Raw genomic sequence first — 18,758 nt, forward strand, 5'->3', positions numbered from 1 at the left:
GGCCCGTCAGCCTGCTGCCGGGAGGCGCACGCTGGACACGGTCGTCAGCACCGGGTGGGCGTCGTCGCCGTCGCGGATCTCGCCGCCCCGCCAGACGATCGACAGGTCCCGGCCCTGGACCGTGAGCTCGGCGAGGCAGTTGTCGAACCACGGCCCGTCGGTGACCACCCACGGGTAGGCAGGGTCGGGCACGCGCTTCGAGTGCTCGGCGACGAACCGCATGGGACCCACGAGCCCGCGGGCGAAGGCGGACATCATGACGCGCACCATCCGCGGCATGGGGTTGCGGATCGGCGAGCAGACGGCCTGGATGATGCGCGAGGTCGCGCCGTGGCGGGTCCTCGCGTCGACGACCTCGGCGACGTAGGAGTTGTGGACGTCGCCGGAGAGGAAGACGACGCTCGCCGGAGCCGCGCCGCGCTCACCCCGCGCCACCTGCATGACGGTGTCGAACACCTCGACGAACCCGTCGTTGAAGGCGGCCCAGTGCTCGAGGTCGATGGACTGCCGGACCTTCTCGGCCCGGTCGGCGATGACACGTCCGTGGGTGCCCATGGCGAGCACCTCGTCGATCGCCTCGAGGTCGTGCAGGCCGGGCGGGAGCATGAACGGCAGGGACGTGCCGATGAGCAGGTGCTCGACGTCGCCTGTCAGCTGCTCGTCGAGCCAGCGCATCTCGTCGGGGTCGAGCATCGAGCGGTGCTTCGGCTCGAGGACTCGAGCGGCCCGCGAGTCGACGACGACGAGGCGGACGTCGCCGAGGTCGCGCCGGAAGCTCCAGCGGTAGACCTCGGGGTGGCGGTCCGACCGGCGCGAGAGGTCGAAGACGGCCTCGGTCAGGTCGAGCTCACCCGCCGTCGGGTCTGCGGTGCGGTCGCCGGCGGCCTCGAGCACCCTGGCGTAGATCTCGTCGTCGGCGAGCTGCGACGGCGAGAGGTTGCCGATGTGCTGGTAGACCCAGTACGACGACAGGCCGCCCATCAGGCGCTCGTGCCACCACGGCGTCCGGTTGATCTCCTCGTGCCAGGTCCAGGACGTGTTCCAGTCGTCGCGGATGTCGTGGTCGTCGAAGATCATGCAGCTCGGCACCGTCGACAACAGCCACCGGTTCGCGGCGTCGCCCCAGGCGAGCTGGTAGAGGTGGGCGTACTCCTCGTAGTCCTTGATCTCCTCGCCCGGCGGCTCGGTGATGTCGCGGCGGGCGGCGATGAACTCGCGCATCGCCTCCGACGTCTCGTCGGCGTAGACCTGGTCGCCGAGGAAGGCCACGAGGTCGGGCCACTCCTCCTCGCCCCGCGCCAGGGCGAGCGCGAGGGTCCGCAGGGCGTCGACGCCGTTGGTGCGGTGGCCCTCGCGGTCGTGCGGCACCGTGGTACGGCACGAGCCGAAGAGCAGGCGGGTGGGCCGGCCGCGGTCGATGGTGCGGATGCGCGGTGGCGGGAAGGCGCTGTCCGGCTCGGGCCAGACCGGGGTGTCGTCGATGCTGACGGTGTAGTCCCATGACCCGCCCGGCTCGAGGCCGTCGACGACCACGAGCGCGTAGTGATGCCCCTTGACGATGAACGTCGGAGCGGTCCAGTCGCGACCGTCGGTGTGCACGGTGACAACTCCGGGGCCGGAGGCCTCGACCCAGACGGTCGCGTCCGTCTCGCCGATGTAGCGCAGCATGGGGCCGAGCACGAGCGGGTTGCCGGGGTCCGGCGCTGTGGCGGTGTCGGTCATCCCACAGGCCTACCGCACGCGGGTGTGCCCGTGGGACGAAAGACCGGCGAGAACCCTGTGGCAGGCCACGCCCGGCGGGGTGGGGAGGTCATGAGGGCAGGTGCTCGTCGAGGAAGGCCAGCGTCCGCTCCCACGCGTCGGCGGCGACCTCGGCGTGGTACTTCGACGGCGAGGTGTCGTTGAAGAAGGCGTGCCCGACGCCGTGGTAGACCCGCGCCGTGAAGTCGACGCCCGCCTGCTCCAGGCGCGACTCGAGCTCGGGCACCCCGTCGGTGATGCCGTGGTCGTCCTCACCGTAGAAGGCGAGGACGGGGCAGCCGATCGTGGCGGGGTCGGCGCTCTCGGGGAAGCTCCCGTAGAAGGGCACCGCCGCGCGCAGCCGCGGGTCGGCGGCCGCGAGGGCGAACGCGTACGTCCCCCCGAAGCAGAAGCCGATGACGCCCACCCGGCCGTCGACGCCGGGCTCGGCGACGAGGGAGTCGACGACGGCGCGCAGTGCCGGCACCGCCCACGCGGCGAACTCCGGCTGCCGGGCGGGGGTCGTCGCAGCGCGCATCTGCGGCTGCGCGGCGAGCCGGTCCTCCTCCGACGCGCTGGACATCAGCTCGAAGATCCGGGCGCCCACCTCGGGAGTCAGACCGACGTGCCCGAGCAGGTCGGGAGCGACGGCGACGTAGCCCTGGGCAGCGACGCGGTCGGCGACGTCCTTGATGTGGTCGGCCAGGCCCCAGATCTCCTGGATCACGACCACCGCGCCGCGCGGCGCTCCGGTGGGGTCGGCCCGGTAGGCGGTGAGGTCGTGCTCGGGGAGGTCGATCTTCGTGCCCATGCACCATTCCTACCCCGTGACCCGGAGGGTGCCGCGTGTCAGGGTCCCCGCGGACGCCGCCGCGAGGCGAGGCGCGGATGTGAGGATGAGCCCGTGACCTCGCAGCCGTATGCCGTCCGGCGCGCGCTCGCGCACGTCCGCGGGCTCTCGGCCGGGCCGGCGCTCGACCCGACGCTGCGCGTCACCCTCAACTTCCACCCGGACCGGCTCGTGCGCGGCGAGCCTGTTATCGCCGTCATGGCCCGCGACGGCGTCTACCGCTCCCAGTTCGAGACCGGGACGAGCAACGGCGGGCTGACGGCACACCCCGGCGGTGACCGGTGGCGCTGGGAGAGCAGGATCTTCGGCGGTGCCTACGACGGGGCCGAGCCGGCCCTGCGGCCGAAGTACGGCGCGCTCGACCTGCACCGCCGTCCGTACGGCGCGGCGCCGCGCTTCGGGTCGGCGCACGTGAGGCTCGCCGCGCACACGCTCGAGCGGACGACGTTCTGCTTCCCCGACAGCGTCTTCGAGCCCGAGCACTTCGGCACCGCAACGGCGTTCGCGCTCGGCGCCCTCGCCGACTCCGCCGACCACGACCTCCTCGACGACTACGTCGAGGCGCACGTCCACGGCGTGGTCGCCCTGTCGACCGACGTCGAGGCACTCGTGCTCGACCCCTGCTACCGCGGCACCGGCGTCGAGGCCGATGCCCACCGCCTCGGGGTGCCCGTCGAGTGGCACCCGGGATACTGCCTCGACGTCGCGACGCTGCGCGCCCACCCCGACTACCGCGGCCCGGAGCACGTCGCCCTCGGCGTGGCACTCGCCGTGGACGGCGTCGTCACGCCGCAGGTCCTCGGGGACGCGTCACGGACGGGTCGGTACGACGAGCAGGCCCTCAAGCGGGTCTGGCACTACGTCGCGCGGTTCGGATCCGCCTCTGCCTGAGGCGTGCTCGCCTCGCCGGTGACGACGGTCGTCACCACCGTCGTCACCGACGGACGTCGGGGTGTCGACGAGAAGCGGGGAGCCGCGGTCACTCGACCCGGTTGACCGTCTCCTCGATGCCGGCGACGAGCTTCGAGTAGTCGTCGGTGGGCGACCCGCCGAGCACCGACCCCCACGCCGGGACGAGCTCGGGGCCGTAGCGGTGGCCGTAGCCGTCCGGCGGGTCGTGCCCGACGGCCATGTCGGTGGTCAGCTGCCAGAACGTCACGAAGGGGATCCACGTGACGTCGGGGTTGACGTCGCGACCCCGCGGCTCGCGGAGCCAGTCGGGCTCGGCGCCGAGCAGGGCGGGGTTCCACCAGACCACGGGGTCGGACGCGTGCTGGGCGTAGACGAAGCGCGGGAAGTCCCACGCGCCGTAGTCGCGCCCGTAGTAGTCGTGGGTCAGCTGGTCGCCGCTCGCCGCGAAGCGGATGTGCAGGCCCGCGTCGACGACCGGCACGATCTCGGGCGACCCCTCGTTGCGCCGGGCCGTCAGCGACGCCGCGATGTCGGTGAAGCTCGGCGTGCCGACCCACACCCCGCCCTGCGCGCGGGCCAGCATGTCGTCGGCGTCCTTGAAGGCCGCCTGCCCGCCGTAGGAGCCGAGCGACTCCCCGCCGACGACGAGCTGCGGACGGTCGTCGGCCGGCAGCGTGCGCCACACGGCATACACCTTGTCGAAGAGGGCCTTGCCCGCCTCGCGCGGGGTGTCACGGTCGGTCATCATCGACATCGCGCTGGGCAGGTAGGAGTACTGCATCGCGGCGATCGCGCTGTCGCCGTTGCTGAGGTACTCGACGGACTGGGCGGACCAGTCGTCGACCCAGCCGGTGCCCGTCGTCGTGAACACCGCCAGCACGCGGCGGTTGAAGGCGTTGGTGCGCTTGAGCTCGGCGACCACGGCATCGGCGACGTCGGAGACCGTGCGGTCGGGCGTCCGGCCGGCATAGACCCGGATCGGCTCGATCGCGCCACGGTCGGTCGCCGCCGTGATCTGCGCGGCCGTCGGCGCGCTCGTGACGAACATCTGGCCCTGGTAGCCGAGGCTGTCCCACGACTCGAGCGACCCCGGCCCGCCCGAGCGGAGCGGCGACGTCGGCGCGGCACGGCCGGTCGGAGCGGTGTTGACCTTGGCGGCGACGCCGGCGAAGGCCTGCATGCCCTGGTGGAAGAGCACGCTGTCGGTCACCCACGCCGTGGCCAGGGCCACGACGACGACGGCGATGAGGGTCGCGATGGTCTTGGGCAGCACGTGGCCCGCGGCCTCGGCGAGCTGGCGCGTCGCACCGCGCAGACCCCGGGCGACGGCGAGGAAGAGGACGGCCACGAGGGCCGCGAGCGCGAGCGCCAGGGCCCAGTCGAACGGGTCGAGGGGCGTGAGCTCGACGAACGCCGCCGTGCGCGCCTGCGAGCGCACGTTGGCGACCGTGAGGCCGAGGACCGCGACGGCCCCGAAGACCGGGGCGGCGACGAGCAGCCAGTGCCGTGCCACGCCGCTGACGGTGACGCGCAGGTCGATGAGGCGCGCCACCCGGCGCACGACCCACGCGACGACGACGCCGAGCGCATAGCCGGCCACCACGCAGAGCCCGCTGATGAGGCCCTGGTAGTACCACGTGCGCGGCAGCAGGCTCGGGGCCATCGAGGTGAGGAAGTAGGCGGCGCCGAAGAAGAGCCCGGTGCGCGACACGTGCCACCAGGCCCGGCCCGCGCCGGGCTGGATGCGCTGGTCGGACACGTCGGGCATGGCTCCACAGTAGGTCGCCGCCCTGTCACGCCGCCTCGGGTTTGGCCCCTAGGTGATGACCCTGACCCGAGCACCCGGTCGGGCGCTCCTCGGCCCGCCGGGGCACGATGGGGGCATGCGAGCCCTCGACGAGCGGATCACGTCCTTCGGCCGGGACGGGCTGCGCTTCGACGTGACCGACGGAGGTCCGCTGGGTGGTGAGGTCGTCGTGCTCCTCCACGGCTTCCCGACCGACCGCACGAGCTGGGACCGCGTCTCCGCCCGGCTGCACGAGGCGGGCCTGCGCACCCTCGCCCCGGACCAGCGCGGCTACTGCCCCACGGCCAGCCCGGCCGACCGGGAAGCCTACCGCCTCGACGAGCTCGTCGCCGACGTCCTCGGTCTCATCGAGGCCTCCGGTCGCGAGCGGGTCCACCTGGTCGGCCACGACTGGGGCGGCGCCGTCGCGTGGCTCGTCGCGGGCAACCACCCGACGCGCATCGCGTCACTGACCGTCCTGTCGACGCCGCACCCGGCGGCCATGTCGCGCGCGTGGAGCTCCGGCACCGAGCAGAAGCGGAAGTCCTGGTACATGGCGGCCTTCCAGGTGCCGCGCCTCCCCGAGCGGGCCCTGGCCGCCCGCTTCGACCGGCTGATGGCCCGCTCGGGCCTCCCGACCGCCGACCGGACGAGGTATGCCGTCCGGCTGGCCCACGCCGATGCGCTCACCGGGCCGATCAACTGGTACCGCGCCGCCCGGCGCTCCGGCGTCTCCGCGCACCGCGTCGCCGTGCCGACGACCTACGTCTGGGGCTCGCGCGACCCGTTCCTGGGCCGCACCGCCGCCGAGCTGACCCGCGAGCACGTGACGGGCGACTACGAGCTCGTCGAGCTCGACGCGGGCCACTGGCTGCCCGAGACCCGCGACGCGGAGTCCGCCGCGGCGATCCTGCACCGGGTCGCCCGGGCCGGCTGAACGGCATACGCCCGCTCACCCGGAGGGTGACGGACGCCTCGCCCGATGCGGGGAACACGCCCGGTCACGGGTAGGTTGCACGACCGTGAAGATCGACATCTGGTCCGACATCGTGTGCCCCTTCTGCTACCTCGGCAAGCGCCGTCTCGAGGCGGCCCTGGCGCAGTTCGCGCACGCCGACGAGGTCGAGGTGACGTGGCACAGCTTCGAGCTCGACCGTGGCGCCGAGCCCGTGTCGGGCGTCCCCCTCGTCGACCTCGTCGCCGCCAAGTACGGCACGACGCGGGAGCAGGCCGTCGCGCAGCACCGCTCGATGGCTGCCGCGGCTTCCGAGCTCGGGCTCGAGTTCAACTGGGAGCAGGCCCGCTACGGCAACACGTTCGACGCCCACCGGGTCGTCCACCTCGCCGCCGAGCAGGGGCTCGCCGACGCCGCCCACGAGCGGCTCATGCGCGCCTACTTCACCGACGGCCTCGCGGTCGGCGACCGGGAGGTCCTCGTGCGCCTCGCCGCCGAGATCGGCCTCGACGCCGAGGCCGTGCGCACGATGCTCGAGTCGGACGACTACGGCAACCACGTGCGCAGCGACGAGGCCACCGCCAAGATGCTCGGCATCGAGTCGGTCCCCTTCTTCGTCCTCGACCGCAAGTACGGCGTCTCCGGCGCGCAGCCCGTCGAGGTCTTCACGCAGGCGCTCGAGACCGCGTGGTCGACGCGGCACGAGGTGCCCGAGCCGGTCGCCGTCGGCGGCGGGTGCGGTGGAGGCTGCGGCGCCGGTGGCTGCGGCGGGGCCTGCGGCGCCTGAAACCCTCGCGGCGGGGGACGGGGCCCTACCGTGGTCGGGTGGCCCACCCCCTGATGTTCGACGCCGCCGACCCCTACCTGACCCGGGTCCGCGACATCTGCCTGGCGCTGCCCGGCGCCGACGAGAAGGTGTCGCACGGGCGCCCGACCTTCTTCACGACGAAGGTGTTCGTCACCTACGGCGGCACCGTGAAGGGCGACCACGACCCGGAGCCGCACCGCCAGTCGGTCCTCGTGCTGCCCGACGCAGCCGAACGGCCGGCTCTGCTCGGGGACGAGCGCTTCTACGACCCGGCCTACCTCGGCCCGTCGGGCTGGGTGGGGCTCGACCTGCGCGCGTGCGGCGCGCCGGAGGAGGTCGACTGGCAGGAGGTGGCCGAGCTCGTCGACGCCTCCTACCGCCTCACGGCCCCGGCTCGACTCGTGCGAGAGCTCGACACCGACTGAGCCGAGGGCTCCTCATGGTGCACCCGCACCCGCGGGACGCGTAAGGTACCGCTCGCCGGGTCGACGAAAGGTGCACATGGGACGGCACACCGATCCCGCGGTCGTGGGATCGCGGCGCGCCGCCGTGGTGACCCTGACGGTGTCCGCGGTGCTCGTCGTGGGTGGCTTCGCGATCCTGCACGAGGCGGGCGGGTTCCGCCCCGGACACGGGTCGACCCCGTCCACGCCGTCGGTGCCGGCGGTCACGCCGAGCAGCCGCGTCGACGACGCCACGGAGCCCGGCCGCACCCCGTCCACGTCGCCGGGAACGTCGCCGAGCGCCTCCGGTGCGACCTCGTCGACCCTCCCGACGTCGCCGCAGCCGTCACTGACCACTCGCGCCCCGGCACCGCTCGTCACCGCACCGGAGGGCACGCGTACGGCCGCCGCGCGACCGTCCGGCACGGCGAGCGCGACGAGCCCGACGGCCACACCGGCGAAGCCGGCGCCACCACCGCGGGCCGGCGTCGCCCAGCAGGTCGTGGCCCTCGTCAACGTCGAGCGGTCGCGCGCCGGCTGCGGCCCGGTGTCGGTGAACGCCGCGCTGCGGCGCGCTGCGCAGGACCACAGCGACGACATGGCCACCCGCGACTACTTCTCCCACACGAGCCCCGACGGGGTCACCTTCGCCGAGCGCATCCGCGCCGCGGGCTACCAGGGCGGTGCCATCGCCGAGAACATCGCGGCCGGCCAGACGAGCGCCAAGGACGTCATGCGCGGCTGGATGGCGAGCCCCGGCCACCGGGCGAACATCCTCACCTGCTCCTACCGCGACATCGGCGTCGGCTACGCGACCGGCGGCTCGTACGGCACGTACTGGACCCAGACGTTCGGCGGCTGAGCCACCCGTAGGTTGGGTGCCATGATGCCGTGGCACTCGCAGGACCGGCACGTCGTCCGCCTCGACTGGGGGCCCGGAGCGGCCGAGGACCTCACGGCGTATGCCGTCGCCGCGGGTTCGCCCGTCTGTGCGGTCGTCGTCGACGTCCTCAGCTTCACGACGTGCGTGTCCGTCGCCGTGGACGCCGGTACCCGGGTGCACCCCTACCGCTGGAAGGACGCGCCGGCCCGGACCTTCGCGGACGGGCTGGGGGCGACGCTGGCGCGGCCACGGTCGGCGACCGCTGTCGACGGCGGGGTCAGCCTCTCGCCGTCCTCGATCCGCGCGGCAGGGCCGATCGGGGACCTCGTGCTGCCCTCACCCAACGGCTCGACGACCAGCGCCGTCCTGGCCGGCGCCGGGGCGGACGTCGTCGCAGCGTCGCTGCGCAACCGCTCCGCGGTGGCCGCCTGGCTCGTCGACTGGCTCGAGTCGTCGCGCGGATCGGGCGGATCGGGCGGGTCGGGCGGATCGGGCGGGTCGCGCGCCCAGCCCGCCGTGGTCGTCGTGCCCGCCGGCGAGCGGTGGCCCGACGGTTCGCTGCGCCCCGCCGTCGAGGACCTCTGGGGAACCGGCGCCGTGATCGCCGCCCTGGCCGGCCGGCTCGAGCACCGGGCCGGTCCGCTCCTGCTCAGCCCCGAGGCCGAGGCCGCCGGCACGACGTGGCTGGCCGTGGAGGACCGGATCGGCGAGGCGCTGCATGCGTGCGCGAGCGGTCGCGAGCTCGTCGAGCAGGGCTGGCCCGATGACGTGGCGGTCGCGGCCGAGCTGGACGCGTCCGACGTCGTGCCCGTGCTGACGGACGGGGCCTTCACGGGACAGGTGGCGAAGCGGGACTGACGTGCGTGGAGGCAGCCCGACTAAGTCCTCACGGGCGACCCTCTTCGAGTCCTTCGGGATGAACACGAGCGACTACTGCTGATCCACTCGCGGGATCCCCTGAGCGCAGAGGAGTGCTGGTACCCCGTGGGCGGCGGTCGCGAGCCAGGTGAGACGGCCCAGCAGGCAGCCGTTCGTGAAGCCGCTGAGGAGCCCGGGCTCGAGGACCTGCCTGCGGCGAACCCGTATGGACGCGTCAGCACACCTACCGCTACAACGGGCGTGAGGAAGAGGTTCACGAGGACTGGCTGCTCCATCGCGCGACCTCTGCTTCCGAGGGGCAAGCGGTCGCCATGAAGAACCGCGAAATCCTCATCCCCGAGTGCAACCTGCGTAGTGTCGATCGCACGCCGTGTCCGAGCCCATGACGGGCGCATGACCACCGGACCGGCGCCTCCTGCCACCGCTCGACATAGAGGACACACCGCCGTGACCAGCGTGCTGCATGTCGCCCCCACCGGCTCCGACCAGGCGGACGGGTCTGAGCCCCGTCCCTTCCGCACGATCGGCCGCGCCGCAGAGCTGGCGCGGCCCGGCGACCGGGTCGTCGTCCACGAGGGCGAGTACCGCGAGTTGGTCGCACCCCCTCGGGGCGGGCTGAGCGACGCGCGTCGCATCACCTACGAGGCGGCGCCGGGCGAGCACGTCGTCATCAAGGGCTCCGAGCGGGTGACCGACTGGCAGCAGGTGGGCGGTGGGGTCTGGACGGTGCGCGTGCCCAACGAGCTGTTCGGCTCCTTCAACCCCTTCGCGGAGGAAGTCGTCGGCGACTGGGTGGTCCGCCCCATCGAGGCTGGTCAGCGCAAGCACCTCGGTGACGTGTACCTCGACGGCCGCAGCTTCTACGAGGTGGGCAGTCCCGATGAGGTGTCACACCCAGACCGCCGCGACGAGGTCACCGACGACTGGACGAGGAAGACGGTCCCCGTCCCCGACGCCGACCAGACGCGGTACGTGTGGCACGCCCAGGTCGGCCCTGACGCGACCACCATCTGGGCCAACTTCCACGACGCGGACCCGAACGAGCGACTCGTCGAGATCAACGTCCGACGGTCCGTCTTCTACCCCACCGAGCACCACGTCGACTACATCACCGTCCGCGGCTTCGAGCTGTGCCAGGCGGCGACACCGTGGGCCCCGCCGACGGCGGACCAGCCGGGACTCATCGGGCCGAACTGGGCCAAGGGCTGGGTCATCGAGGACAACGTCATCCACGACGCCAAGTGCGTCGCCATCTCCATCGGCAAGGAGGCCTCGACGGGCGACAACAACTACACGAACCGCGGCGACAAGCCCGGCTACCAGTACCAGCTCGAGTCCGTCTTCTCCGCCAGGGAGATCGGCTGGGACAAGGAGCACATCGGCTCCCACGTCATCCGCCGCAACACGATCTACGACTGCGGGCAGTGCGCCGTCGCGGGCCATCTCGGCTGTGTCTTCTCCACGATCGAGGACAACCACATCCACCGCATCGCCCTGAAGCGGGAGTTCTACGGGCACGAGATCGCCGGCATCAAGCTGCACGCGGCCATCGACGTGGAGATCACCCACAACCGCATCCACTCCTGCTCGCTCGGGATCTGGCTCGACTGGCAGACCCAGGGGACCCGGGTCGCGCGCAACGTCCTCTACGGCAACTCGCGCGACCTCTTCGTCGAGGTGAGCCACGGACCCTATGTCGTCGACCACAACGTCCTGGCCTCACCGGTCTCGATCGAGTCCTTCAGCCAGGGCGGCGCCTACGTCGGCAACCTCGTGTGCGGCACCCTCGGCCTGATCCGGGTGATGGACCGCGCCACCCCCTACCACCGTCCCCACAGCACTCAGGTGGCCGGCTACGCCGTGATCTACGGCGCCGACGACCGCTGGATCGGCAACGTGTTCGCCGGCGGTGAGATCGACGCGGCCTACAACACGGACGCCCACACCTTCGACGGCGCCTGGGTCGGGACCGCCGGCTACGACGGCCACCCGTCCACCTTCGCGGACTACCTCGCGCTCATCGACGCCCAGCCGCCGGGCGACCACAACCGCTTCCCCGACGTGCCGCAGCCCGTCTACATCCACCACAACGCGTATGCCGGAGCGGCCACCCCGTATGCCGCTGAGGACGCTCCGCTGCGACTCGACTCGGCATCCTTCACAGTCGTTGAGGAGGGCGACACCGTCTCCCTCGACGCCGACCTCCCCGAGTCGTTCGACGGGCTCCAGGTCGGCGTCGTCACCGGCGCGGACCTGCCCAGGGTCCGGTTCGTCGACGCGGACTTCGAGGAGCGTGACGGCTCGCCGGTGACGATCGACCGAGATCTCCTCGGGGCGCGCAAGGACCCGGACGCGTCCTACCCGGCCGGCCCGATCGCCACCTTGTCGTCAGGCACCTCTCGCATCCGCCTGTGGTGACCCCTGGGCCATCGGCAGGTGGCGCTGGCCGGAGCAAGGACGGCGCTGAAGCGAGGCGGCCGGTCTGGGCGCTGTCCTGACTGTCCGATCCGTCGCGTCCCGATCGTTGAGTGATCGAGAAGCCGGCACCAGGCAGCCATAGGAGGATCATCGCCATGTCAGTCACCTCGAGAAGCGCCACCAGACCGCTGCGGTTCGGGGTCGTTGCTCCGATCACCCGCGGCGTGGCGACCTGGCGAGACCAGTTGCGTCGTCTGGCCGACAGTGGCTACTCGACGATCTTGATGCCCGACGTGCCGCAGTGGCAGCCGGCGCCCGGTCCGGCGCTGGCGGTCGCGGCAACCCTCACCGACCTGCGAGTGGGCACCTGGGTGTACGCCTCTCCGGTGCGGCCGGCGTGGACCACCGCGTGGGAGGCGCACTCCCTGTCGGTGCTCACGAACGGCCGGTTTGAGATGGGCATCGGTACCGGGCGGCTTGGCATCGCCGAGCAGCTCCGCGAACTGGGCCTGCCGATCGACTCAGCGAGCCGACGCTCGGATCACGTGCGTGACGTCGTCACGGCGTTGCGGCAGCTTGATGGTGCGGATCGGCACACCCCCGTCGCCATGGCCGTGGCCGGTCCCAAGGCGCAGGCGCTTGCTGCAGACATCGCGGACACGGTGACCTTCGTCATGCCGCAGATCGAGTCACGAGTCGAGTCGACGCAACGGGTACGGCGCTTCGACAACCACCGCGACGTCGAGCTGGCCTTGCATGTTCCCGTGATCGGTGACTCGGTCGCTCCGTTCATGGCCGGGCCCGACCTCGACACCGCCGCCGTCCGGGCCGCAGACTCGCTGGCCTATCTCCCCAACGACCCCGCGGCCGCTGCCGAGGAGATCCAGCGACGACGGGAGGAGATCGGCTTCTCGTACTTCGTGTTCGGAGCTGACGTCAGTGACGCTCTCGCCCCAGTCGTCGCCGAGCTGGCCGGACGGTAGTCCCGACTGGTGCGCTCCAGCCTTGGGTGTGGTGTGAACGAGGGCAGTGGATCATCCGGGACTGGCCGGCCTTCCTGGACCGCGTGGCTGCCAGCGCGCCTCCCGATCTTCGTCGAGCGGCGGACATCTGGGTCGACCAGCATCGGCGTGAGCGTGGGCCGCAGCAGTCGTGGGGGTTCACGACTCTCCTAGACGCCACCGAGTACGCCGGCGAGCAGTTCGCGAGACACCTTCGACTCAGCCGATAGCCCCGGGCCCAACCGCGCACGACGACACGGCCACGGGATCGCACTCTCCTGCCGCGCTGAGCCGGAGGCTGAACTCGATGTCGATTCGGACCTGGTGATGCACCTGCCTGGCGCGGAGCGGTGTGGGGTGACCGGTCATGCCGCTATCGGTCGTGCCGCCTGTCGGATGCTCGCACGCGGGTGTCGCTCTAGAGTCGGGGAATGAGCGGCTGGGACCCCACGAGCGGCCGCGTCTTCGCCTGGGCCGCGGACAGGTACTGGACTCAGCGCCTGAGCGTAAAGGCGAAGTCGCCAGAGCGCTTGCCGCCCAGGTGGACTGCAGATGTGAGGTCTTCCTCGGCGACCAACCTCTCGACCTCAGCCCGCGACAGCCCGAGACCCTCAGCGATCAGCCGCACTGGCCGGACGGGGATCCGCGCCGCGAAGCGAACCACGACATCGATCGGCACGTTTTCCGGATCGTCCGGTCCGCCGGTGTCGAGGCGCCACGCATCTTCCCAGTCGAGAGCGATGCGGTTACGCCGCCGCACGACCGGATCCTGAAGCAGCTCGGCTGCCAGACTGGGATCGTTGTGATGCAGCCGGTCCAGTAGTCCACGCCGTACCGACCGGACGTTGATCCGCTCAAACACGGTGAGCTTGGTGGTGTCACCGCAGACGACGCAGAGCGCGAGAAGCCAGGCGTCGAGGAGCTTGTGATGTGCGTTGGCGCGGAACTTGCCGTTCGCGCGGAACCGCTCGGCACCACACCTATGGCAGCGGCGGACGATGGTGGGCAGGCAGGTGGGCACGACGACCCAGCTCTTGGGCACAGAGATACACCGGTTCCCGTGAGAAGTTCGAAAGCGAAAGGAACGCGGCGCGCAGGCGCGCCGCGCGACGGATCAGCGCTCGAGAGGTCTCACAGGATGTGCATCGGCAGGTCCTCGGTGATCGAGATGGGGGCGGCCGCACCGTAACAGCGCGAGGAAGAGCGGCTCCACGGTTTTTCTGAAGGGAAGCCGCCAGCCGCGCCGTCAACGAGGGCGACAGGACAACGCCCCGTCGTGATCCGCTCTGCGGCAGTCTCCGTCCGGGCCCGTCGCGGTACGGTCACCGGGTGCCGGGTCCCATCGACATACCCTCCGACCAGTTCGTCATCCTCGACGGCGTCCGCTTCCACTACCTGGACTGGGGCGGCGACGGAGACCCGCTGCTGCTGCTGGCCGGCCTGGGCTGCACCGCCCACGTCTTCGCGGAGCTCGCGCCGCACTTGAGCGACCGGTTCCGGGTGCTCGCCCTGACCCGGCGTGGGCACGGGCTGACCGACCAGGTCCAGAGCGGCCACGCCCTCGCCGACGCCGCCGAGGACGCGCGACGGCTCCTCGACGGCCTGGGCATCGAGCGTGCCCACGTCGGGGGGCACTCGATGGGAGGGGGTGAGGTCTCGGCCCTTGCCGCTCGCCATCCCGGACGCGTTGCGAGAGTCGTCTACCTTGACGGGGCCTACGACTGGGCCGACAGCCCAACACCCGAGTGGCCGGAAGAGGCCGCGGGCCCAGACCGGTTCGCCTCGTACGAGGACTACGTCGACTTCGTCCACTCCTTGCTCCCCGACGACATCCGGGGACCTGCCCTTGACGCCATGCTGCCCGCCACCGTGGACACCCAGGCGGACGGGTCGGTGGTCGACACGTTCTCCGCCGCGGCCGCCGCGCCGTTCGTTCAGGCCCTCAAGGCGTTCCGGCACCCCTACTCCGACATCACTGCACCCGCGCTGGCCATCTACGCCCTCGGGGACCAGTGGCAGGGGCCCGAGGCGATCTGGCGGGTCGCCTGTCGTGACCGTTTCGCAGCGGAGACGGCGAATGCTCGCGTCATCGAGCTCCGCGCCAGCCACTACCTGTTCATCGACCGCCGTGACGACGTTCTCGCAGCGATGCGGGCGTTCCTCACCTAGCCCGTCAACCCGAACCAGGTCCTGCGAACCCCCTCGCCCCAGGCGTTGACGATGGCTCCGGTGCGCGTCGTCACGCGACGTACGTTCGAGCAGGCATCGTGCCTCGCGTGAGTCGCCGGGTCACGGGACTCGCGGCGTCCAGACGCTTCGGACGGACAGCCGCTCATCCAGTGATGCCGCGAACAGTTCCTAGACGTTGATGTCGAAACCCAGGTCGTAGTCACTTGCCGCGATTCCGCCCGCGCCCCAGTTCCCGGGCGGGCTCTCCCGCAAGAGGATGGAAACGTGGGCCCGAGGGATGTCGTGCTCTGCGAGTCGGTCCACGATCTGTCGGTAGAGCTCCCGCTGGGCCGCGATCGAGCGGCCGGAGAAGCGCCTCCCAGGCTCAGCCGGCCTTGAGCTCCTGGGCGAGCATCACGATGATCCCGCTGGGGCCGCGCACGTAGGTGAGCTTGTAGACGTCCTCGTAGGTGGCCACTCCGCGCAGCGGATGGCAGCCGTGCCTCGCGGCGACCTCGAGGGCCTCGTCGATGTCGTCGACGGAGAAGGCGACCCGGTGCATGCCGATCTCGTTGGGTCGGGTGGGCGTCGTCTCGATGGCCTGGGGATGGATGTACTCGAAGAGCTCGAGGCGACCGTGGCCGTCCGGCGTCTGCAGCATGGCGATCTTGGCGTGGTTGCCGTCGAGACCCACGGCGGTGTCGGTCCACTCACCGCTGACCGTGTCGCGACCGAGGACGGTCAGCCCGAGGTCGGTGAAGAAGGCGATCGTCGCTTCCAGGTCGTCGACGGCGATGCCGACGTTCTCGAGTTTGATGGGCATGCCCTGCACGCTACCGATCGACGCGCGTGGCCCGACCGCTCAGTGCGCATCACTGCGACGACCACACCAACAGACCGAAGGCCGGCCGCGCGCGCAAGGGTTTCGGCCGCGCCCGCGGGGACACGGCATACGGCCGGCGGGGCCCGCTACTGCCCGAGCGCCGTCCAGAAGGCCGAGGCGGCGCGCGACGGGCGGCCGGTGCGCCGCTCCGACCAGTCGGCCGAGCTCATGAGCGCGGTGACGGCGTTGACGCCGAGCCAGCGGAGGGGCTCGGGCTCCCAGTCGCGCGACGTGCGGCCCGCCCACGGCAGCGTGGCGAGACCCTCGGGGTCGTCGCCGCGGATCATCGCGGCGAGCGTGCGTCCGGCGAGCGCCGAGGTGGCGACCCCGTCACCGACGTAGCCGCCGGCGAAGGCGAGACCGGTGTGGCGGTCGTGGCGCACGGATGGGAACCAGTCGCGCGGCACACCGAGGTTGCCACCCCAGGCATGGGTGAAGGCGACGCCGTCGAGCACGGGGAAGAGCTCGAGGAGGATCCGACGCAGCGCGCCGTGGACGCGTTCGTCGCGGTCGTAGAGCGGCGAGACCTTGGAGGCGTAGTGGTAGGGAGCGCCCCTGCCACCGAAGGCGATCCGCCCGTCGCGGGTGCGCTGCCCATAGATCGTCAGGTGCCGGTTGTCGGCGAAGGTCGTGCGCTTCTCCAGGCCGATCTGCGCCCACGTGTCGGCGGGCAGCGGCTCGGTCGCCGTCATGAGCGAGTAGATGGGCGCGATGGCGCGGCGGCGCCCCGCGACGGTCGGCGTGTAGCCCTCGGTCGCGAGGACGACGTGCTCGGCGCGGACCGTGCCGTGGGGCGTGACGACGCGGTGGCTGCGCACGTCGACGGCCGGGGTGCGCTCGTGGACGACGACGCCACGCCGCTCGACGGCGTCGGCGAGACCGCGCACGAGACGGGCCGGGTGGATGGCCGCACAGTGGGGCGTGAACGACCCCCCGAGAGCGTCGCTGACGCCGGCGACGGCCGTGACCTCGTGCGCGTCGAGGAGGCGGTGGTCGTCCTCGCCGAAGCCCCACTCGCGGTGGTCGGCGACCTCCTCGCGGACCCGTTCGAGCTGGGCCGGGTTGCGTGCGACGGAGAGGTAGCCGCCCTGGTCGAAGTGGCAGTCGATGCCCTCCGCGTCGGCGATCCGGCCGACGTCGGCGACCGTGTCGTGCAGGAGGTGCTGCATCCGCACCGCCGCGTCGCGGCCGCGCTCGGCAGCCATCCGCTTGAGCGAGGCGGGGAAGAGGGCCGAGCACCAGCCGCCGTTGCGGCCCGAGGCACCGAAGCCGGCGACCTCCTTCTCGATGACCGCGACCCGGACCGTGGGGTCGGCCGTGACGAGGTGGTATGCCGTCCACAGCCCCGTGTAGCCGGCCCCGACGACGGCGACATCGACGTCGACGTCGGTGGTCAGCGAAGGGCGCGGCTCGATGTCGTCGATCGTGTCGTGCCAGAGGCTCAGGCCGCGGTAACCACTCGGGGGCATGGGCGGGATCATGCCACCTTCCAGGCCCTCCGCAAGCCCTGCGAGCCTGTGCCTTTTCGCTTGAATCCCCTTCCAACACCTTCGGAATCCGCGGCCTGGCGGGGTTTGGGCAATCACTTCCGCCGCGTCGTCCGCCGGGGCATGATGCGGACATGAGCACCGTCGACCGCGCGCGTCTCGCCGAGCTGCACGCCCGCGAGCGGGCAGCCTTCTCCGAGGCGCGGCCACGGTCCCGGGCCCTCGCGCAGCAGGCGGCGGTGCACATGCCCGGAGGCGTCCCGATGAGCTGGATGGTCAAGTGGCCCGGCGACTTCCCGGTCTTCGTCGAGCACGCCGAGGGCGCTCACTTCACGTGCGTCGACGGCATCGACCACGTCGACCTCTGCCTCGGCGACACGGGCGCGATGATGGGCCACTCCCCCGCGCCGACCGTCGAGGCCGTGACGCGGCAGCTCTCGCGCGGGATCACGACCATGCTCCCCACCGAGGACGCGATCGCCGTGTCGACGGGTCTCGCCGAGCGATTCGGGCTGCCCTACTGGCAGTTCACCCTGACGGCGACCGACGCCAACCGGCACGCGATCCGCTACGCCCGCCACCTGACCGGCCGGAGCAAGGTCGTCGTGCACAACTGGTGCTACCACGGCTCCGTCGACGAGGCGTTCGCGACGTTGGGCCCGGACGGCTCGACGGTCGACCGGCGCAGCAACATCGGGGCTCCGGTCGACACGTCGGAGACGACGCGGGTCGTCGAGTTCAACGACCTCGAGGCGCTCGAGCGCGCCCTGGCCCACGGCGACGTCGCGGCGATCCTCGTCGAGCCGGCGCTGACCAACATCGGCATCGTGCTGCCCGACCCCGGATACAACGAGGGCCTGCGCGAGCTCGCGACGCGCCATGGCGCGCTGCTCATCAACGACGAGACGCACACGATCTGCGCCGGGCCCGGTGGCTTCACCGGGGCGCACGGCCTCGCCCCGGACATGCTCGTCATCGGCAAGTCCATCGGTGGCGGCATCCCCTGCGGCACCTTCGGCTTCACCCAGGACATCGCCGACCGGATCGCCCGCTCCGTCGAGCTGGAGGACATCGACGTGGGCGGCATCGGCGGCACGCTCGCCGGCAACGGGCTGTCGATGGCGGCCATGAAGGCCACCCTCGAGCACGTCATGACGGCCGAGGCGTTCGAGCACATGGTGCCGCTCGCCGATGCGTGGGCCGACGGCGTCCAGGCCGGCATCGACGCGACCGGGGCCGACTGGCACGTGACGCGGCTCGGCGCGCGAGCCGAGTACAACTTCTCCGGGCGGCCCTCGCACGACGGCCAGGAGGCGCACGACGCCGACGACTTCGAGCTGCAGCAGTACCTCCACTTCTACGCCCTCAACCGCGGCATCCTGCTCACGCCGTTCCACAACATGGCGCTGATGAGTCCTGCGACGACGGCTAGAGACGTCGCGGCGCACACGACGATGTTCGGCGAGTGCCTGCGCGAGCTCTTCTCATAGCCACTCCCCCGGCCGTCCCGGCCGTCCCGGCCGTCCCGGCCCTCGCACCGGCAC

General features: G+C 71.7%; 16 protein-coding genes and 2 pseudogenes. 11 read left to right on the forward strand and 7 right to left on the reverse strand.

Annotated elements, in window-relative coordinates; genetic code table 11:
• Positions 1 to 6: 6 nt before the first annotated feature.
• Positions 7 to 1,722: an alkaline phosphatase D family protein gene (locus tag ASG96_RS21765; RefSeq protein ID WP_057589382.1), complete on the reverse strand. Its 1,716-nt coding sequence runs from the start codon at positions 1,720 to 1,722 to the stop codon at positions 7 to 9.
• 88 nt (positions 1,723 to 1,810) lie between these two features.
• A complete protein-coding gene (locus tag ASG96_RS21770) occupies positions 1,811 to 2,551 on the reverse strand; it encodes a dienelactone hydrolase family protein (RefSeq protein ID WP_057589383.1) in 741 nt (246 codons plus the stop codon).
• Between the two features lie 93 nt (positions 2,552 to 2,644).
• On the opposite strand from ASG96_RS21770, the gene ASG96_RS21775 reads away from it, so the two are divergent.
• Positions 2,645 to 3,481 (forward strand): DUF3626 domain-containing protein, encoded by an 837-nt coding sequence (locus tag ASG96_RS21775; RefSeq protein WP_057589384.1) that lies wholly within the window; start codon positions 2,645 to 2,647, stop codon positions 3,479 to 3,481.
• A gap of 88 nt (positions 3,482 to 3,569) precedes the next feature.
• Here the strand turns inward: ASG96_RS21775 and ASG96_RS21780 are convergent, their stop codons facing one another.
• Positions 3,570 to 5,270 carry an alpha/beta-hydrolase family protein gene (locus ASG96_RS21780; RefSeq protein ID WP_057589385.1) on the reverse strand — a complete coding sequence of 567 codons (1,701 nt, stop codon included), beginning with the start codon at positions 5,268 to 5,270 and terminating at the stop codon, positions 3,570 to 3,572.
• A 115-nt stretch (positions 5,271 to 5,385) separates the two neighbouring features.
• On the opposite strand from ASG96_RS21780, the gene ASG96_RS21785 reads away from it, so the two are divergent.
• The 8 genes and pseudogenes from ASG96_RS21785 to ASG96_RS21815 all read left to right on the forward strand — a co-directional run bounded on the left by ASG96_RS21785 (position 5,386) and on the right by ASG96_RS21815 (position 12,657).
• The gene (locus ASG96_RS21785; protein WP_057589386.1) at positions 5,386 to 6,225 is read left to right on the forward strand and encodes an alpha/beta fold hydrolase; all 840 of its coding nucleotides are present in this window, start codon (positions 5,386 to 5,388) and stop codon (positions 6,223 to 6,225) included.
• 85 nt (positions 6,226 to 6,310) lie between these two features.
• Positions 6,311 to 7,030 carry a DsbA family oxidoreductase gene (locus tag ASG96_RS21790; protein WP_056751706.1) on the forward strand — a complete coding sequence of 240 codons (720 nt, stop codon included), beginning with the start codon at positions 6,311 to 6,313 and terminating at the stop codon, positions 7,028 to 7,030.
• Between the two features lie 38 nt (positions 7,031 to 7,068).
• Positions 7,069 to 7,476, forward strand: coding sequence for an MmcQ/YjbR family DNA-binding protein (locus tag ASG96_RS21795; RefSeq protein WP_057589387.1), 408 nt, complete (start codon positions 7,069 to 7,071; stop codon positions 7,474 to 7,476).
• Between the two features lie 76 nt (positions 7,477 to 7,552).
• Positions 7,553 to 8,356, forward strand: coding sequence for a CAP domain-containing protein (locus ASG96_RS21800; protein ID WP_057589388.1), 804 nt, complete (start codon positions 7,553 to 7,555; stop codon positions 8,354 to 8,356).
• A gap of 21 nt (positions 8,357 to 8,377) precedes the next feature.
• Positions 8,378 to 9,235: a 2-phosphosulfolactate phosphatase gene (locus ASG96_RS21805; RefSeq protein ID WP_057589389.1), complete on the forward strand. Its 858-nt coding sequence runs from the start codon at positions 8,378 to 8,380 to the stop codon at positions 9,233 to 9,235.
• A gap of 60 nt (positions 9,236 to 9,295) precedes the next feature.
• Positions 9,296 to 9,571 (forward strand): annotated as a pseudogene (locus tag ASG96_RS22990) (NUDIX domain-containing protein); the annotation flags it as partial.
• A gap of 132 nt (positions 9,572 to 9,703) precedes the next feature.
• On the forward strand, positions 9,704 to 11,674 hold the full coding sequence (locus tag ASG96_RS21810) for a right-handed parallel beta-helix repeat-containing protein (protein WP_057589390.1): 1,971 nt from the start codon (positions 9,704 to 9,706) through the stop codon (positions 11,672 to 11,674).
• A gap of 155 nt (positions 11,675 to 11,829) precedes the next feature.
• Positions 11,830 to 12,657 carry an LLM class flavin-dependent oxidoreductase gene (locus tag ASG96_RS21815; RefSeq protein WP_057589391.1) on the forward strand — a complete coding sequence of 276 codons (828 nt, stop codon included), beginning with the start codon at positions 11,830 to 11,832 and terminating at the stop codon, positions 12,655 to 12,657.
• A gap of 511 nt (positions 12,658 to 13,168) precedes the next feature.
• Here the strand turns inward: ASG96_RS21815 and ASG96_RS21820 are convergent.
• Entirely contained in the window at positions 13,169 to 13,717 is a 549-nt protein-coding gene (locus ASG96_RS21820) for a DUF1062 domain-containing protein (RefSeq protein ID WP_157611108.1), read from the reverse strand.
• 287 nt (positions 13,718 to 14,004) lie between these two features.
• Between ASG96_RS21820 and ASG96_RS21825 the strand changes: the two genes are divergently transcribed.
• Positions 14,005 to 14,844 (forward strand): alpha/beta fold hydrolase, encoded by an 840-nt coding sequence (locus ASG96_RS21825; RefSeq protein ID WP_057589392.1) that lies wholly within the window; start codon positions 14,005 to 14,007, stop codon positions 14,842 to 14,844.
• 189 nt (positions 14,845 to 15,033) lie between these two features.
• Here the strand turns inward: ASG96_RS21825 and ASG96_RS24760 are convergent.
• The 3 genes and pseudogenes from ASG96_RS24760 to ASG96_RS21835 form a co-directional block, all read right to left on the reverse strand.
• Positions 15,034 to 15,204, reverse strand: a pseudogene (locus ASG96_RS24760) (4-oxalocrotonate tautomerase family protein); the annotation flags it as partial.
• A gap of 25 nt (positions 15,205 to 15,229) precedes the next feature.
• On the reverse strand, positions 15,230 to 15,667 hold the full coding sequence (locus ASG96_RS21830; RefSeq protein WP_056754361.1) for a VOC family protein: 438 nt from the start codon (positions 15,665 to 15,667) through the stop codon (positions 15,230 to 15,232).
• Between the two features lie 146 nt (positions 15,668 to 15,813).
• Entirely contained in the window at positions 15,814 to 17,196 is a 1,383-nt protein-coding gene (locus tag ASG96_RS21835; protein ID WP_057589465.1) for an FAD-binding oxidoreductase, read from the reverse strand.
• A gap of 152 nt (positions 17,197 to 17,348) precedes the next feature.
• On the opposite strand from ASG96_RS21835, the gene ASG96_RS21840 reads away from it, so the two are divergent.
• Positions 17,349 to 18,704, forward strand: a complete 1,356-nt coding sequence (locus tag ASG96_RS21840; RefSeq protein ID WP_057589393.1) for an aspartate aminotransferase family protein — start codon at positions 17,349 to 17,351, stop codon at positions 18,702 to 18,704.
• Positions 18,705 to 18,758: the final 54 nt, after the last annotated feature.

This window comes from Terrabacter sp. Soil810, from assembly GCF_001429645.1.
Classification (GTDB): Bacteria; Actinomycetota; Actinomycetes; order Actinomycetales; family Dermatophilaceae; genus Terrabacter.